General features: G+C 70.0%; 11 protein-coding genes. 2 read left to right on the plus strand and 9 right to left on the minus strand.

Annotated features, from left to right (window positions below; all coding sequences use genetic code 11):
* Positions 1 to 52: 52 nt before the first annotated feature.
* The 7 genes from AOK17_RS16045 to tkt are packed head-to-tail and all read right to left on the minus strand — an operon-like array spanning position 53 to position 9,046.
* Entirely contained in the window at positions 53 to 646 is a 594-nt protein-coding gene (locus AOK17_RS16045; RefSeq protein ID WP_055613147.1) for a histidine phosphatase family protein, read from the minus strand.
* Between the two features lie 12 nt (positions 647 to 658).
* On the minus strand, positions 659 to 1,537 hold the full coding sequence (gnd, locus tag AOK17_RS16050) for a phosphogluconate dehydrogenase (NAD(+)-dependent, decarboxylating) (RefSeq protein ID WP_055613156.1): 879 nt from the start codon (positions 1,535 to 1,537) through the stop codon (positions 659 to 661).
* 15 nt (positions 1,538 to 1,552) lie between these two features.
* Complete coding sequence (gene pgi, locus AOK17_RS16055; protein ID WP_055613148.1) at positions 1,553 to 3,223, minus strand: glucose-6-phosphate isomerase; 1,671 nt, start codon at positions 3,221 to 3,223, stop codon at positions 1,553 to 1,555.
* Entirely contained in the window at positions 3,216 to 4,151 is a 936-nt protein-coding gene (gene opcA / locus AOK17_RS16060; RefSeq protein ID WP_055613149.1) for a glucose-6-phosphate dehydrogenase assembly protein OpcA, read from the minus strand. The genes pgi and opcA overlap by 8 nt, the downstream gene beginning before the upstream one ends.
* A complete protein-coding gene (gene zwf / locus AOK17_RS16065) occupies positions 4,148 to 5,812 on the minus strand; it encodes a glucose-6-phosphate dehydrogenase (protein WP_245697179.1) in 1,665 nt (554 codons plus the stop codon). Before zwf ends, opcA begins: the two co-directional genes overlap by 4 nt.
* The gene (gene tal, locus AOK17_RS16070; protein ID WP_055613150.1) at positions 5,809 to 6,951 is read right to left on the minus strand and encodes a transaldolase; all 1,143 of its coding nucleotides are present in this window, start codon (positions 6,949 to 6,951) and stop codon (positions 5,809 to 5,811) included. The genes zwf and tal overlap by 4 nt, the downstream gene beginning before the upstream one ends.
* 19 nt (positions 6,952 to 6,970) lie before the next feature.
* Positions 6,971 to 9,046 (minus strand): transketolase, encoded by a 2,076-nt coding sequence (gene tkt, locus AOK17_RS16075; RefSeq protein ID WP_055613151.1) that lies wholly within the window; start codon positions 9,044 to 9,046, stop codon positions 6,971 to 6,973.
* Between the two features lie 146 nt (positions 9,047 to 9,192).
* On the opposite strand from tkt, the gene AOK17_RS16080 reads away from it, so the two are divergent.
* On the plus strand, positions 9,193 to 10,095 hold the full coding sequence (locus AOK17_RS16080) for a helix-turn-helix transcriptional regulator (RefSeq protein ID WP_055613152.1): 903 nt from the start codon (positions 9,193 to 9,195) through the stop codon (positions 10,093 to 10,095).
* A gap of 84 nt (positions 10,096 to 10,179) precedes the next feature.
* On the opposite strand, the gene AOK17_RS16085 is transcribed toward AOK17_RS16080, so the two are convergent.
* Positions 10,180 to 11,562, minus strand: coding sequence for a glycoside hydrolase family 16 protein (locus AOK17_RS16085; RefSeq protein WP_055613153.1), 1,383 nt, complete (start codon positions 11,560 to 11,562; stop codon positions 10,180 to 10,182).
* Positions 11,563 to 11,832: 270 nt separating this feature from the next.
* On the opposite strand from AOK17_RS16085, the gene AOK17_RS16090 reads away from it, so the two are divergent.
* Positions 11,833 to 12,882, plus strand: coding sequence for a hypothetical protein (locus tag AOK17_RS16090; protein ID WP_157881337.1), 1,050 nt, complete (start codon positions 11,833 to 11,835; stop codon positions 12,880 to 12,882).
* Positions 12,883 to 12,955: 73 nt separating this feature from the next.
* Here AOK17_RS16090 and AOK17_RS16095 read toward each other — a convergent pair whose 3' ends face one another.
* On the minus strand, positions 12,956 to 15,061 hold the full coding sequence (locus AOK17_RS16095; RefSeq protein ID WP_055613155.1) for an MMPL family transporter: 2,106 nt from the start codon (positions 15,059 to 15,061) through the stop codon (positions 12,956 to 12,958).
* Between the last annotated feature and the right edge of the window lie 158 nt (positions 15,062 to 15,219).

Raw genomic sequence — 15,219 nt, forward strand, 5'->3', positions numbered from 1 at the left:
GGGGGCGCAGCCCCCAGGGACGGGACGGGTAGGGGCGGCGGGGGCGAGGAAACTACCCCGGCGGCAAGGTGTTCCACTCGCTGACGACCGGGCGGTCGTGCTCCGTGGAGAGCCGACTCAGCGTGCCGGTTCCGAGCTGGAACAAGCGCCCGTCCGCGGCGGGAAGCCCAAGGCGCCGCGCCGTGAGGACCCGAAGGAAGTGGGCGTGAGCGACAAGCACCACGTCACCATCACTCAGCGCCTTCTCCGCCCGCGCCAGAACACGATCGGCCCGCTCACCCACCTCGTCGGCAGACTCGCCCGGATGCCCGTCCGGCCCCGCCGGCACCCCGTCGTTCCACAAGTACCAGTCGGGACGAGTCAGATGGATGTCCACGGTGGCGATACCTTCGTACGCCCCGTAGTCCCACTCGTGCATGTCCGGATCGGACACCGCCCCGGTCAGCCCGGCCAGCTCCGCGGTCCGTATCGCCCGCCCGAGCGGACTGGTGAGTACGAGCGCGAAGTGCCGCCCGGCGAACAGCGGGGCGAGGGACTTGGCCTGTTCCTCACCGCGCTGGGTGAGGGACAGATCGGTCCAGCTGGTGTGCCGGCCCGACCTGCTCCACTCGGTCTCGCCGTGCCGGACGAGAAGGAGGTCGCCCATGACTACTGACCTCTACTTCGCGGACTCGACGGCGTGGCCGCCGAACTGGTTGCGCAGCGCCGCGACCATCTTCATCTGCGGCGAGTCGTCCTGCCGGGACGAGAACCGCGCGAAGAGGGAGGCCGTGATGGCGGGCAGCGGCACGGAGTTGTCGATGGCCGCCTCGACGGTCCAGCGGCCCTCGCCGGAGTCCTCCGCGTAACCGCGGAGCTGCTGCAGGTGCTCGTCCTCGTCCAGCGCGTTGACCGCGAGGTCGAGCAGCCAGGAACGGATGACCGTGCCCTCCTGCCAGGAGCGGAAGACCTCGCGCACATCCGTGACGGAGTGCACCGCTTCGAGGAGCTCCCAGCCCTCGGCATAGGCCTGCATCATGGCGTACTCGATGCCGTTGTGGACCATCTTCGAGAAGTGGCCGGCGCCCACCTTGCCCGCGTGGACGAACCCGGCGTCGCCCTCCGGCTTGAGCGCGTCGAAGATCGGCTGGACCTTGGCGATGTGCTCGGCGTCGCCGCCGACCATCAGGGCGTAGCCGTTCTGCAGGCCCCAGACGCCGCCCGAGACACCGGCGTCCACGAAGCCGATGCCCTTGGCCGCCAGTTCCTCGGCGTGCTTCTCGTCGTCCGTCCAGCGGGAGTTGCCGCCGTCGACGACGGTGTCGCCCGGCTCCAGCAGGTCGCCGAGTTCGTCGATGACGCCCTGGGTGGCCGCACCGGCCGGGACCATCACCCAGACCACACGCGGGCCTTCGAGCTTGCCGACCAGTTCGGTCAGGCTGCTGACGTCGGAGAGGTCCGGGTTGCGGTCGTAGCCGATCACGGTGTGGCCCGCGCGGCGGATCCGCTCGCGCATGTTGCCGCCCATCTTGCCGAGGCCGATGAGACCGAGCTGCATCGCAGTCATGTCAGTTCACTTCTTTCGCAGAGTGCGGTACGTGGCCACGAGGGCGGCGGTGGAGGGATCGAGACCGGGGACGTCGGCGCCCTCGGTGAGGGCGGGTTCGACACGCTTGGCGAGGACCTTGCCGAGCTCGACGCCCCACTGGTCGAAGGAGTCGATGTTCCAGATCGCGCCCTGCACGAACACCTTGTGCTCGTAGAGGGCGATCAGTTGGCCGAGGACGGACGGGGTCAGCTCGGCGGCCAGGATCGTGGTCGTGGGGTGGTTGCCGCGGAACGTGCGGTGCGGGACCTGCTCCTCGGGCACCCCCTCGGCGCGCACCTCGTCGGCGGTCTTGCCGAACGCGAGGGCCTGGCCCTGGGCGAAGAGGTTCGCCATCAACAGGTCGTGCTGGGCGGCGAGTTCGGCCCCCAGCTCGTCGACCGGGTTGACGAAGCCGATCAGGTCGGCCGGGATCGTCTTCGTGCCCTGGTGGAGCAACTGGTAGTACGCGTGCTGGCCGTTGGTGCCCGGCGTGCCCCACACGACGGGCCCGGTCTGCCAGTCGACGGGGTTTCCCTCGCGGTCGACGGACTTGCCGTTGGACTCCATGTCGAGCTGCTGCAAGTACGCGGTGAACTTGGACAGGTAGTGCGAGTACGGCAGCACCGCGTGCGACTGGGCGCCGAAGAAGTCGCCGTACCAGACGCCCAACAGGCCGAGCAGCAAGGGCGCGTTGGCCTCGGCAGGGGCCGTACGGAAGTGCTCGTCGACGAGATGGAACCCGTCGAGCATCTCCCGGAAGCGGTCCGGGCCGATCGCGATCATCAGCGACAGACCGATCGCCGAGTCGAACGAGTAACGGCCGCCGACCCAGTCCCAGAACTCGAACATGTTGGCCGTGTCGATACCGAAGTCCGCGACCTTCTCGACGTTCGTCGACAGTGCCACGAAGTGCCGGGCCACGGCCTCGGACTCACCGCCGAGACCGGCGAGCAGCCAGGTCCGCGCCGAGGTCGCGTTGGTGATCGTCTCGATGGTCGTGAACGTCTTCGAGGCGACGACGAACAGCGTCTCCGCGGGATCCAGGTCCCGCACCGCCTCGTGCAGGTCGGCCCCGTCCACGTTCGACACGAAGCGGACCGTCAACTCGCGGTCGGTGAAGGCGCGCAGGGCCTCGTACGCCATCGCCGGGCCGAGGTCGGAGCCGCCGATGCCGATGTTGACGACATTGCGGATGCGCCTGCCGGTGTGGCCGGTCCACTTGCCGGAGCGGACCTGTTCGGCGAAGTCCGACATCTTGTCGAGCACGGCGTGCACCTTGGGCACGACGTTCTCGCCGGCGACCTCGACGACCGCTTCGAGCGGGGCGCGCAGCGCGGTGTGCAGCACGGCCCGCCCCTCGGTGACGTTGATGCGCTCGCCGCGGAACATCGCGTCCCGCAGCCCGAACACGTCGGTGGCGGTGGCGAGTTCCTGGAGCAGCGCGAGCGTCTCGTCGGTGATCAGGTGCTTGGAGTAGTCGATGCGCAGGTCACCGACGCGCACGGTGTAGCGCTCGGCGCGCTCCGGGTCCGTGGCGAACAGCTCGCGCAGCTGCGGATGGAGGAGCGGGCCCGCGCGGTGGTCCTCCAGGGCCGTCCACTCGGGGCGGCGGGTGAGCCTGGGCGTCCGGGGCTCGGACGGAGGCGTGTCAGGCACGGCTCTCCTCCTCTCCCGAGTCGTCACCGCGCAGGGCGACGGCGTACATCTCGTCCGCGTCCAGGCGCCGCAGCTCCTCGGCGATCAGCTCGGAGGTGCTGCGGACCTTCAGCGCGAGGGTGCGCGAGGGCTGGCCCGGCAGCGACAGCGTCGCGAGGGGGCCCTCGGGACGGTCGATGACGATCTCGCCGTTCCTGGTGCCGAGCCGGACGGCGGTGACGACCGGCCCCGCGGTCACGACCCGCTCGACCGCGACCTGGAGGCGGGCCTCCAGCCAGCGGGCCAGCAGTTCGGCGCTCGGGTTCTCGGCCTCGCTCTCCACGGCGGCCGAGGTGATCTTCGTACGGGCCTGGTCCAGGGCGGCGGCGAGCATGGAACGCCACGGAGTCAGCCGGGTCCAGGCCAGGTCGGTGTCACCCGGCGCGTACGAGGCGGCACGGGCCTCCAGGGCCGCGAGCGGTGCCTCGACCGCGTACATGTCGGTGATCCGGCGCTGTGCGAGGGCGCCGAGCGGGTCCTTGGCCGGGACCTCGGGCGCGTCCACCGGCCACCACACGACGACCGGCGCGTCCGGCAGCAGCAGCGGCAGGACCACCGAGTCGGCGTGCTCGGACACCTCCCCGTACAGCCGCAGCACGACCGTCTCGCCGGTGCCCGCGTCGGCGCCCACCCGGACGTCGGCGTCGAGGTGCGAGTTCGTGCGGTCGCGCGGGGTGCGCGCGTGCCGCTTGATGACGACCAGGGTGCGCGAGGGGTGCTCGTGCGAGGCCTCCTCGGCCGCCTTGATCGAGTCGTAGGCGTTCTCCTCGTCCGTGACGATGACCATCGTCAGGACCATGCCCACGGCGGGCGTGCCGATGGCGCGGCGGCCCTCCACTAGGGCCTTGTTGATCTTGCTTGCCGTGGTGTCGGTCAGGTCGATCTTCATGGCCTGCGCCAGCTCCGTCCGTCTCGTGCGAGCATCTCGTCGGCTTCCCCGGGACCCCAGCTGCCCGAGGCGTACTGCGCGGGCCTGCCGTGCTTGTCCCAGAACTCCTCGATCGGATCGAGGATCTTCCAGGACTCTTCCACCTCCTGGTGTCGGGGGAAGAGATTGGCGTCGCCGAGCAGGACATCCAGGATCAGCCGTTCGTACGCCTCCGGGCTGGACTCCGTGAACGACTCGCCGTAGGCGAAGTCCATGGAGACGTCCCGGATCTCCATCGACGTACCCGGCACCTTCGATCCGAAGCGCACCGTCATGCCCTCGTCGGGCTGGACGCGGAAGACGATCGCGTTGGCGCCGAGCTCCTCCGTGGCGGTCGAGTCGAACGGGGAGTGCGGGGCGCGCTGGAAGACGACCGCGATCTCCGTGACCCGCCGGCCGAGCCGCTTGCCGGTCCGCAGGTAGAAGGGGACGCCCGCCCAGCGGCGGTTGTCGACCTCCAGCTTGACGGCCGCGTACGTGTCGGTCTTCGACGTGGGGTCGATGCCGTCCTCTTCGAGGTAGCCGGGCACCTTCGCGCCGCCCTGCCAGCCCTCCGCGTACTGCCCGCGCACGGTGTGCTCGCCCAGGTCCTCCGGCAGCCGCACCGACTTGAGGACCTTGAGCTTCTCGGTGAGCAGCGAGTCCGCGTCGAAGGCGATGGGCTCCTCCATCGCGGTCAGCGCCATCAGCTGGAGCAGGTGGTTCTGGATGACGTCACGGGCCGAGCCGATGCCGTCGTAGTAGCCCGCGCGCCCGCCGATGCCGATGTCCTCGGCCATCGTGATCTGTACGTGGTCGACGTACGACCGGTTCCAGATGGGCTCGTACATCTGGTTGGCGAAGCGGAGCGCCAGGATGTTCTGGACGGTCTCCTTGCCGAGGTAGTGGTCGATCCGGAAGACCTGCTCCGGGTCGAACACGTCGTGCAGGACCTTGTTCAGCTCACGGGCGCTCTTGAGGTTGTGGCCGAACGGCTTCTCGATCACCGCGCGCCGCCAGGAACCCGCCGGGGCGTCGGCCAGCCCGTGCTTCTTGAGCTGCTTGACGACCTTCGGGAAGAACTTCGGCGGTACGGAGAGGTAGAAGGCGTAGTTGCCGCTGGTGCCCCGGGAGGCGTCCAACTCCTCGACGGCGGCGCGCAGTTGCTTGAACGCCTGGTCGTCGCCGAAGTCGCCCGGGATGAACCGCATGCCCTCGGCGAGCTGCTGCCAGACCTCCTCGCGGAACTCCGTACGGGCGTGTTCGCGCACCGAGTCGTGCACGATCTGCGCGAAGTCCTCGTCCTCCCAGTCGCGCCGGGCGAAGCCGACGAGGGAGAAGCCCGGCGGAAGCAGTCCGCGGTTGGCCAGGTCGTAGACGGCCGGCATTAGCTTCTTGCGGGCCAGGTCGCCGGTGACACCGAAGATGACCAGACCGGACGGCCCGGCGATCTTCGGGAGACGGCGGTCGCCGGGGTGGCGCAGGGGGTTGTCCCAGTCGGACGCGAGGTCCAGCGCCTGGGCGAGGGACTCGGGCGTGATGTCGGCGGCGGTGGCGGTGGTGTCCGGCGTCGTGCCGGCCGCAGCCTCTGCTGCCGCTCCGGATGCCTTCGCCGAGGTTCCCTCGGGAAGCTTGTCGCTCATTCCCCGTCAACTCCCTTGCGGCTCAGTGAGACGGCGACCGCGTCGAGCAGTTCGCCCCAGGCGGCCTCGAACTTGGCGACGCCCTCGTCCTCCAGCTGCCGTACGACCTCGTCGTACGAGATGCCCTGCTTCTCGACGGCCTCCAGGTCGGCGCGGGCCTGGGCGTAGCCGCCGGTCACCGTGTCGCCGCGGATCTCGCCGTGGTCGGCGGTGGCGTCGAGCGTGGCCTCCGGCATGGTGTTGACCGTGCCGGGCGCGACCAGCTCGTCGACGTACAGCGTGTCCTTGTAGGACGGGTCCTTGACGCCGGTCGAGGCCCACAGCGGACGCTGCTTGTTGGCGCTTCCGCCGAGGGCGGTCCAGCGGTCCGAGGAGAAGACGTCCTCGTACGCCTCGTACGCGAGCCGCGCGTTGGCGAGTGCCGCCCTGCCCTTGAGCGCGAGGGCCTCGTCCGTGCCCACCTTCGCCAGCCGCTTGTCGATCTCGCTGTCGACGCGGGAGACGAAGAAGGAGGCCACGGAGTGGATGGCGGAGAGGTCGAGGCCCGCGGTGCGCGCCTGCTCCAGACCGGCCAGGTAGGCGTCCATCACCTCGCGGTAGCGCTCCAGCGAGAAGATCAGCGTGACGTTGACGCTGATGCCGCGCCCGATGACCTCGGTGATCGCGGGGAGACCGGCCTTCGTCGCCGGGATCTTGATCATCACGTTCGGGCGGTCGACCAGCCAGGCGAGCTGCTTGGCCTCGGCGATCGTCGCCGTCGTGTCGTGGGCGAGGCGCGGGTCGACCTCGATGGAGACCCGGCCGTCCCGGCCGCCGGTCGCGTCGTACACCGGACGCAGGATGTCGGCGGCGGCGCGGACGTCGGCGGTGGTCATCATCCGTACGGCCTCGTCGACCGTCACTCCGCGCGTGGCGAGGTCGGCCAGCTGCTCCTCGTAACCCTCGCCCGAGCCGATCGCGGCCTGGAAGATGGAGGGGTTGGTGGTGACGCCCACCACGTGCCTGGTCTCGATGAGCTCGGCGAGGTTGCCGGACGTGATCCGCTTGCGCGAGAGGTCGTCCAGCCAGATGGAGACGCCTTCGGCGGAGAGGTTCTTCAGGGTTTCCGCGGTTGCGGTTGCTTGGGTCACAGTGATCATCTTCCTTCGGGCGATCGGATCAACCGCGGACTGCGGCAAGAGATTCCCGCGCGGCGGCGGCCACGTTCTCGGGGGTGAAGCCGAACTCGGCGAACAGGGTCTTGGCGTCGGCGGAGGCGCCGAAGTGTTCGAGGGAGACGATGCGTCCGTGGTCACCGACGTACCGGTACCAGGTCAGGCCGATGCCCGCCTCGACCGCCACGCGGGCCTTCACGGACGGCGGAAGCACGCTCGCGCGGTACTCCGGCGACTGCTCCTCGAACCACTCGACGGACGGCATCGACACCACGCGCGTTCCGACGCCCTCCGCCTCCAACTGCTCGCGTGCGGTCACGGCGAGCTGCACCTCGGAACCGGTCGCGACGAGGATCACGTCCGGGGTCCCGGTGGAGGAGTCGCGCAGGACGTAACCACCCTTCGCCGCCTCGGGGTTGGCCTCGTACGTCGGCACGCCCTGACGGGTGAGGGCGAGGCCGTGCGGGGCAGGGTTGGTGGCGTGCCGCTTGAGGATCTCGGCCCAGGCGATCGACGTCTCGTTGGCGTCGGCGGGGCGCACGATGTTCAGGCCCGGGATGGCACGGAGTGAGGCCAGGTGCTCGACCGGCTGGTGGGTCGGGCCGTCCTCGCCGAGGCCGATGGAGTCGTGCGTCCAGACGTACGTCACCGGCAGCTGCATCAGGGCCGAAAGGCGTACGGCGTTGCGCATGTAGTCGGAGAAGACGAGGAACGTGCCGCCGTAGATCCGGGTGTTGCCGTGCAGCGCGATGCCGTTCATCTCCGCGGCCATCGAGTGCTCGCGGATTCCGAAGTGGACGGTTCGGCCGTACGGGTCGGCCTCCGGCAGCGGGTTGCCCTTCGGGAGGAAGGACGAGGTCTTGTCGATGGTCGTGTTGTTCGAGCCGGCGAGGTCGGCGGAGCCGCCCCACAGCTCGGGGAGCACATCGCCGAGCGCCTGGAGGACCTTGCCGGACGCGGCACGGGTCGCGACGGACGTGCCCGCCTCGAACGCCGGGAGTGCGGACTCCCAGCCCTCGGGGAGCTGACCGGCCACGATCCGGTCGAAGAGCTTGGCGCGCGCGGGCTGCGCGGTGCGCCACTCGGCCAGCTGTTTGTTCCAGGCGGCGTGCCCTTCGGCGCCCCGGTCGAGGGCCCGGCGAGCGTGGGCGAGGACCTCGTCGGCCACCTCGAAGGTCTGCTCCGGGTCGAAGCCCAGGAGGCGCTTGGTGGCCGCGATCTCCTCGGCGCCGAGCGCCGAGCCGTGCGAGGCCTCGGTGTTCTGGGCGTTGGGCGCGGGCCAGGCGATGATCGTGCGCATCGCGATGATCGAGGGGCGGCCGGTCTCGGCCTTCGCCGCGGTGAGGGCCTCGTGGAGCGCCTGCGGGTCGATGTCGCCGCCGAGCGCGGGCTCGATCCGCTGCACGTGCCAGCCGTACGCCTCGTACCGCTTCAGTACGTCCTCGGAGAAGGCGGTGGCGGTGTCGCCCTCGATGGAGATGTGGTTGTCGTCGTAGACGAAGACGAGGTTGCCGAGCTTCTGGTGGCCGGCGAGCGAGGACGCCTCGGCGGAGATGCCCTCCTCCAGGTCGCCGTCGGAGACGATCGCCCAGACCGTGTGGTCGAAGGGGGACTCGCCCTCGGGGGCCTCGGGGTCGAACAGGCCGCGCTCGAAGCGGGCGGCCATCGCCATGCCCACGGCGTTGGCGACGCCCTGGCCGAGGGGGCCCGTGGTCGTCTCGACCCCGGCCGTGTGCCCGTACTCCGGGTGTCCGGGCGTCTTCGAGCCGTGCGTGCGGAACGCCTTGAGGTCGTCGAGCTCCAGCTCGTACCCGGAGAGGAAGAGCTGGGTGTAGAGGGTCAGCGAGGTGTGGCCGGGGGAGAGGACGAAGCGGTCGCGGCCGGTCCACTCGGGATCCGCGGGATCGTGTCGCATCACCTTCTGAAAGAGGGTGTACGCCGCCGGGGCGAGGCTCATCGCGGTTCCGGGGTGGCCGTTGCCGACCTTCTGCACGGCGTCCGCCGCAAGCAGACGGGCCGTGTCGACGGCTCGCCGGTCCAGATCGGTCCACTCAAAGCTGTCAGGTGTCTGCGTGCTCATCTTCAAGAAGTCCTCGGTAGAAGCCCAGTAACTGCTCGGTTGCGTTCAAACTTAAAAGTCTGACTTTTGCCGGGGAAGGTGGCCCTGTGTCAGCCTTTGGTGAAAGTGGGACAACGACTGCGGGACCGAGCCGACGCGAGAGGGACATGGCGGACAGAAGCACCCAAGACGCCGACACCGGTGACGGGATCAGGACCTTTCCCTTTCCCGTCGATCTGAGCGTCTGCGGAGTCGGTATGCAGGTCGGTCCGATGGAGCCCGGCCGGACCTGGCACGCGAACGAGGCGATCGAGCGCATCCACCGCATCGACTTCCACGTGGTCATGCTCTTCGGGGACGGCCCGGTCCGGCACATGGTCGACTTCACCGAGTACGAGGTCTCCGCCGGGGAGCTCCTGTGGATACGCCCCGGCCAGGTCCACCGCTTCTCCAGCACGGAGGCCTACCGCGGAACGGTCCTGATCATGCAGCCGGGCTTCCTGCCCCGCGCCACGGTCGAGTCGACCGGCCTCTACCGCTACGACCTGCCGCCCCTGCTCAGGCCCGACCCGGCCCAGCTCGCCGGACTGAAGGCCGCCCTCGCCCAGCTGGAACGCGAGTACGTCGACTCGACCACGCTGCCGCTCAGCCTGCACACCTCCGTGCTGCGGCACTCCCTGACGGCGTTCCTGCTGCGCCTGGCGCACCTCGCGGCCAGCTCCGCCGACGCGGCACGCGACCGGGACCAGGCGGACACCACCTTCACCCGATTCCGCGAGGCCGTCGAGAAGGGTTTCGCCACCAACCACAGCGTCAGCGCGTACGCCGACGCCCTCGGCTACTCCCGCCGCACCCTCGTCCGGGCGGTCCGCGCCGCGACGGGCGAGACCCCGAAGGGCTTCATCGACAAGCGGGTCGTCCTGGAGGCCAAGCGGCTCCTCGCCCACACGGACATGCCGATCGGCCGCATCGGGGTCTCGGTGGGCTTCCCCGACGCGGCCAACTTCACCAAGTTCTTCCACCAGCACACCGGGGTGGCGCCGGCGGCGTTCCGTGCGGAACTGCACTGAGGAGACAGAGGAAACAGGGGGGTTGAAGGAATCGAAGGAGGGGGCGAGCCTGTCCGGCCCGCCCCCTCCTCGCCGACTCGGCCCTCAGCGGGCGAAGTTGAACCAGTTCACGTTCACGAAGTCCGCCGACTGGCCGCTCGTGAAGGTCAGATAGACGTCGTGCGTTCCGGTGACGTTGCTGATGTTCGTCGGGACGGTCCGCCAGCTCTGCCACCCGCCGGTGTTGGCGAGCGCGAAGGTGCCGATCGGTGCGTTCGTACGGCTGTCGAGGCGGACTTCGACCAGGCCACTGGCACCGCCCCCCACACCGCTCGCGACCCGGGCGCTGAACTGCCTGGCCGCGGAGGAGCCGAAGTTGACGCCCTTGTACTGCACCCAGTCGCCGTTGGCGAGCGCGCCGATGTTCTGGCCGCCGCCCGAGTCGGTCGTGGTCTCGGTGATCGTGCCGCTCTGACCGTCGAACGACTCGGCCTGGATCGCGCTGTACGCGTCACGGTTGCCGGTCGGCGGAGGTGTGGTACCGCCCGCGGACTGCAACACCTGGACGTAGTCGACGACGAGTGGGTTGCCCGGCACGGTGGCACCGTCCGGGCCGCCGCCGAAGGCGTCCACGAAACCGCCGCCCATCGCCACGTTCAGGATGATGAAGAAGCCGTGGTTCGTGGCGTTCGCCCAGGTCGTCGCGTCGACCTGATTCGCCCGTACGGTGTGGTAGTTGATGCCGTCGACGTAGAAGCGGATCTCCTCCGGACTCGTCGACCGGTCCCACTCCATGCCGTACGTGTGGAAGCCGGCCTGGCAGGTCGCGCCCGGGCAGGCGGTGGAGCCGCCGAGGCCGGTCGTCTCGTTGCAGGGGCCGCCCGGGTTGGTGCCGCAGTGCAGCGTGGCCCACACGGTGTTGAGACCCTGGACGTTCTCCAGGATGTCTATCTCACCGACGCTCGGCCAGTTCTGGTAGTTGCCGCGGTAGGGCGCGCCCAGCATCCAGAACGCCGGCCAGTAGCCGCGGGCGGCGGCGCCCGTCACGTTCGGCATCTGGATACGGGACTGGACGCGCAGCTTGCCACCGGCGGGCGGCTGGAAGTCGGTGCGGTTGGTCTCGATGCGGCCCGAGGTCCAGTTGCCCGCGGCGTCGCGACGCGGGGTGATTCGGAGGTTCCCGGCGCCGTCCAGCGCCACGTTGTTGGTGCTGGACGTCATGTTCTCGATCTCGCCCGTGCCCCAGTTGGCGGGCCCGCCCGGGTAGCCGTGGCCGGTCGCGTACTGCCAGTTCGAGGTGTTGACGCCGGTGCCCGCCGTGCCGTTGAAGTCGTCGACGAAGACCTGGGTCCAGCCGGTGGGCGGCGCGGGCGCGTCCGCCTCTGCCGCCGATGCCCCGGCCGCTGCCAGGCTGAGCACGCTGACCAGCGCGATGAGCGTGCGCCGGAGTGGACCACGTCTGACGGGTGTGCCTGAAGTTTCCCTCATGGGTGCCTCTTCGGGTACGGAGTGGGGGTGCGCGGGTGTTTCGGGGGTGCGCGGGAGTCGTTGAGAGCGCTCTCACGGCTGCGCGGCCAATGTGCTCTTCGGCACTCCGGTCGTCAAGAGATAAAGCAGAGAAAGCCGTTGAGGGAGCGGGGAGTTCACGCCGTGAAGGAGGGACGGGAGAGGACGCGGCGGGGCACGGTCCGGGTCCTGTTCGGTTACGTGTCGGAGAAGGGGTGTGCCCCGGAGTGGCGGCCGGGGGAGTGTGCGGGCATGGCGAGACGCGGGGGATGTCTGGTGGACGGCTGTCTGGGCGTGCTGGGGCTCGCGCTCGTGATCGTCGTGGGCGTGCTGGTGTCGATCTGGAACACCGGCAGGGAGGCCGGTGCCGAGGCTCGGGATCAGGTCACGGAGTCCGTCCAGGGTGCGAGGGGCCGTCTGGCGAAGGCGGCCGCCGACGGCGTGCTGCTGGACACGGAGATCCAGCGTGCGGTGCTGAACCTCGGGAAGACGGGGGAGGCGATCGAACGGCGTGACGGGCGGGTGACGGTCACGGCTCGGTTCGTCGGCCAGGTGAACGGAATACTGATCGGCGGTGCCCATGGCGACGGTTGCTACCGCTTCAGGATCGTCCCGTCCGTGTCTCCACCGTCTGTCGGCGTACGTGAACTGCCGGACAAGGCATGCTGGTTCCGGTCCGGGAGACCCTACCGAGAGCCCGCTGTCGTCGCTGAGGACGTCACTGCCGAGCTGCGCACGGCGGTGGCCGAGGGGGGTCCGGAGGGTGCTCAGTCCGCCGAGGTCTGGAAGACCCAGGGCATCGAGGTCGAGGACAACGAGATCAGGGACGGTCAACTCGTCGCTCTGGTCTGGCTGTCCGGTGGCACGGGACCGCAGGGTGAGGACTGCTACGAGTTCCGAGCGAAGGCGAAGCCAGCTGCGGTCAACGCCAAGAAGCTGAAGCCGGACGGCTGTTACCGCCTCCAGCGGGAGCGCGACGCGCCGGCGGAGAAGGCCCGACGCACTGAACTCGACGCGAGCGCCCAGAAGATCGAGCGACAGCTGGAGAACGCGATGGCCGACGGCCGGTTGACCGACACGGAACTGCCTCGGGCTCTCTCACTCCCGACAAGGGATGACATCAGCGGCGAGTCGGTCACCGGCCCGGTCGTCGCGCCCGAGAACGTGGAGCGCTCGTCCACCGAGGTGCTCGTCGTCGCGCGGGTGACCACACCGAGCGCCATGTGGTGCTACGAGTTCCGTGCCCGCCTCCCAACACAGTCCGTCACCCGCCACTACCTCACTGACGGCTGCACGTTCTGACCAGGCGTCAGCGTCGGCGATGGCCCCGGTCCGAGGAGGGACCGGGGCCAACGTCCACTGCTTGGACGGGAGTTCAGTGCTGCTTGGTGAGTTCGGGCTCGGCGGTCCGTGCCTCCTCGTGGAGCCCGAACCGGTCGTGGGTCCGCCGCAGCCACGGGGGTGCCCACCAGGCGCGCCGCCCGAGCAGCGCCATGGTCGCCGGGACGAGGAGCATGCGTACGAGGGTCGCGTCGATCAGTACCGCGAGGGTCAGGCCGAGGCCGATCTGCAGGATGGGTGCGAAGCCGCCCGTCATGAAGGCGCCGAAGACGACGGCGAGCAGCAGCGCGGCACAGCTCACGACGCGCCCCGAGCGGCGCAGGCCGGTGACGACCGCGTCCCGTTCGTCGCCCGTGCGCAGCCAGGTCTCGCGCATCCGGGCGAGGATGAACAGCTCGTAGTCCATGGCGAGTCCGAAGGCGATCGCGATGATCAGCGGCGGTGCGGTCAGGCTCAGCGCGCCGAGTTCCTGGGAGCCCAGCACTGAGGCCAGATGTCCGTCCTGGAACACCCAGACCACCACGCCGAGCGCGGCGCCCAGGCTGAGCAGCGTGGTGACGATGGTGCGCAGCGGGATCAGGACCGAGCCGGTGAAGGCGAAGAGCAGGAGGAAGATACCGCCCAGGACGGTGATGGCGGCCCAGGGTGCCCGGTCGCCGAGCATCGCGCGGAAGTCGACGAGGCGGGCCGCGACACCGGTCACCTCGACGGGCTCGTCGCCTCGTATGTCCCGTACGCGCTGGACCAGTTCGGTCGCCTCCTTGCCGTCGGCGCTGCCGCCGGGGCGCAGGTTCAGGACCGTCGTGCCGCCCGGCAGGTCACGGGACTCGGCGCCCGGCGAGAGGGCCCGGATCCGGTCGGCTGTCGCGGGGTCGGTGCCCGGCTTCAGGACCACGGTCACCGGGGAGACTCCGGTGCCCGGCGGGAAATGGTCCTCCACCGTGTCGTCCAACTGGCGTGCCTCCGTGCTCGACGGCAGCTGCTGGGCGCCCCCGATGTTGATCTTCATGCCGGTGACGGGCAGGGCGAGGACGAGCAGGGCGACGGCGGAGGCCGCTGTCACGACGACCGGACGGCCCGTGGCGAACCGGGCGAGACGGGCGAAGACACGGCCCTCCTCACCGGCCGGCCTGGTGCGTGCCGGGGCGATCTTCCCGCCGAACCGGGCCAGCAGCGCCGGCAGCAGGGTGAGCGCGGCGAGCATGTCGACGACCACCACGGCGGCCACGGCGAGGCCCATACTGCGCAGGAACGTGCTGGGGAACACCAGCAGACCGGTGAGGCTCACGGCCACGGTCAGCCCGGAGAAGAGGACCGTGCGTCCGGCGCGGGCCACCGTGCGGTGCACGGCCTCCACCACGTCGTCGGTGGTACGGCGTTCCTCGCGGAAGCGGACCACCATCAACAGCGCGTAGTCCACGGCCAGTCCGAGGCCGAGCATGGTCGTCACCTGGATCGCGTACACGGAGATGTCGGTGAACTGGCTGAAGCCGAACAGCGCCAGGAACGCGCCCGCGATACCGCTGACCGCGACCAGCAGGGGCAGCCCGGCGGCACGCAGTCCGCCGAAGATGACGAGCAGCAGGACGAGAACGACCGGCAGCGAGATGATCTCGGCGCGCGCCACGTCCTGTTGGGCCCGCTCGCCGAGTTGCTGTCCCAGCAACGGGCCGCCGCTGACGTGGACTTCGGGCGCCTTGATCTCATGGACGCGGTCACTGGCCGTGTCCAGGACCTTCTCCTCCGCCTCGTCGTCGAGGCCGCCCTTCAGCGTCACCGGGATGACGAGTGCCTGCCCGTCCTCGGCGAGGAGACCGGGTGTGTCGTACGGGTCGGGCACCGCCGCGATGCCGGCGGCGTCGCGCAGGTCGGCGACGGCTGCCTCGACCTGGGCGCGCAGCCCGGGGTCGGACACCGCTGTGCCGCCGACCACCGCGGTGATCGACTCGCCGACGGGGTCGATGCCGTCGAGGTGCACGGCGGCCCGGTCCGACTCGGTCCCCGGCACGTCCGGCACGGAGTCGCTGAGCCGTCCGAAGACGCCCGTCCCGAGCCCGAAGCCGAGCAGCAGGAAGAGCAGCCAGAGGCCGATCACGGTCAGGGGGCGGCGAGTTGACGCCCTGGCGATGGTGGCTAGCACGGGGTGCCTCCCGGCGGGGTCGGCGGTTCTAGGAGTTGCCCCAGCCTCGCGTGGCCCGCCCTGTCCGCGGATCGCCGGTGGGAGCGGTTTCCCCGGATCCCTCGCGCGGGTGAGTGGGTGGGGTGGCTCCGCCGTGCGGGGGATGCGTGGGTGCGGGT

The sequence above is a fragment of the Streptomyces phaeochromogenes genome (assembly GCF_001418655.1).
Lineage (GTDB): Bacteria > Actinomycetota > Actinomycetes > Streptomycetales > Streptomycetaceae > Streptomyces > Streptomyces phaeochromogenes.

Bases quoted from the DNA above. Each gene is read 5' to 3' on its own strand.
- AOK17_RS16045 (WP_055613147.1), bottom strand. From the start codon at position 646: ATGGGCGACCTCCTTCTCGTCCGGCACGGCGAGACCGAGTGGAGCAGG.
- gnd (WP_055613156.1), bottom strand. From the start codon at position 1,537: ATGCAGCTCGGTCTCATCGGCCTCGGCAAGATGGGCGGCAACATGCGC.
- opcA (WP_055613149.1), bottom strand. From the start codon at position 4,151: ATGAAGATCGACCTGACCGACACCACGGCAAGCAAGATCAACAAGGCC.
- zwf (WP_245697179.1), bottom strand. From the start codon at position 5,812: ATGAGCGACAAGCTTCCCGAGGGAACCTCGGCGAAGGCATCCGGAGCG.
- tal (WP_055613150.1), bottom strand. From the start codon at position 6,951: ATGATCACTGTGACCCAAGCAACCGCAACCGCGGAAACCCTGAAGAAC.
- tkt (WP_055613151.1), bottom strand. From the start codon at position 9,046: ATGAGCACGCAGACACCTGACAGCTTTGAGTGGACCGATCTGGACCGG.
- AOK17_RS16080 (WP_055613152.1), top strand. From the start codon at position 9,193: ATGGCGGACAGAAGCACCCAAGACGCCGACACCGGTGACGGGATCAGG.
- AOK17_RS16085 (WP_055613153.1), bottom strand. From the start codon at position 11,562: ATGAGGGAAACTTCAGGCACACCCGTCAGACGTGGTCCACTCCGGCGC.
- AOK17_RS16090 (WP_157881337.1), top strand. From the start codon at position 11,833: ATGGCGAGACGCGGGGGATGTCTGGTGGACGGCTGTCTGGGCGTGCTG.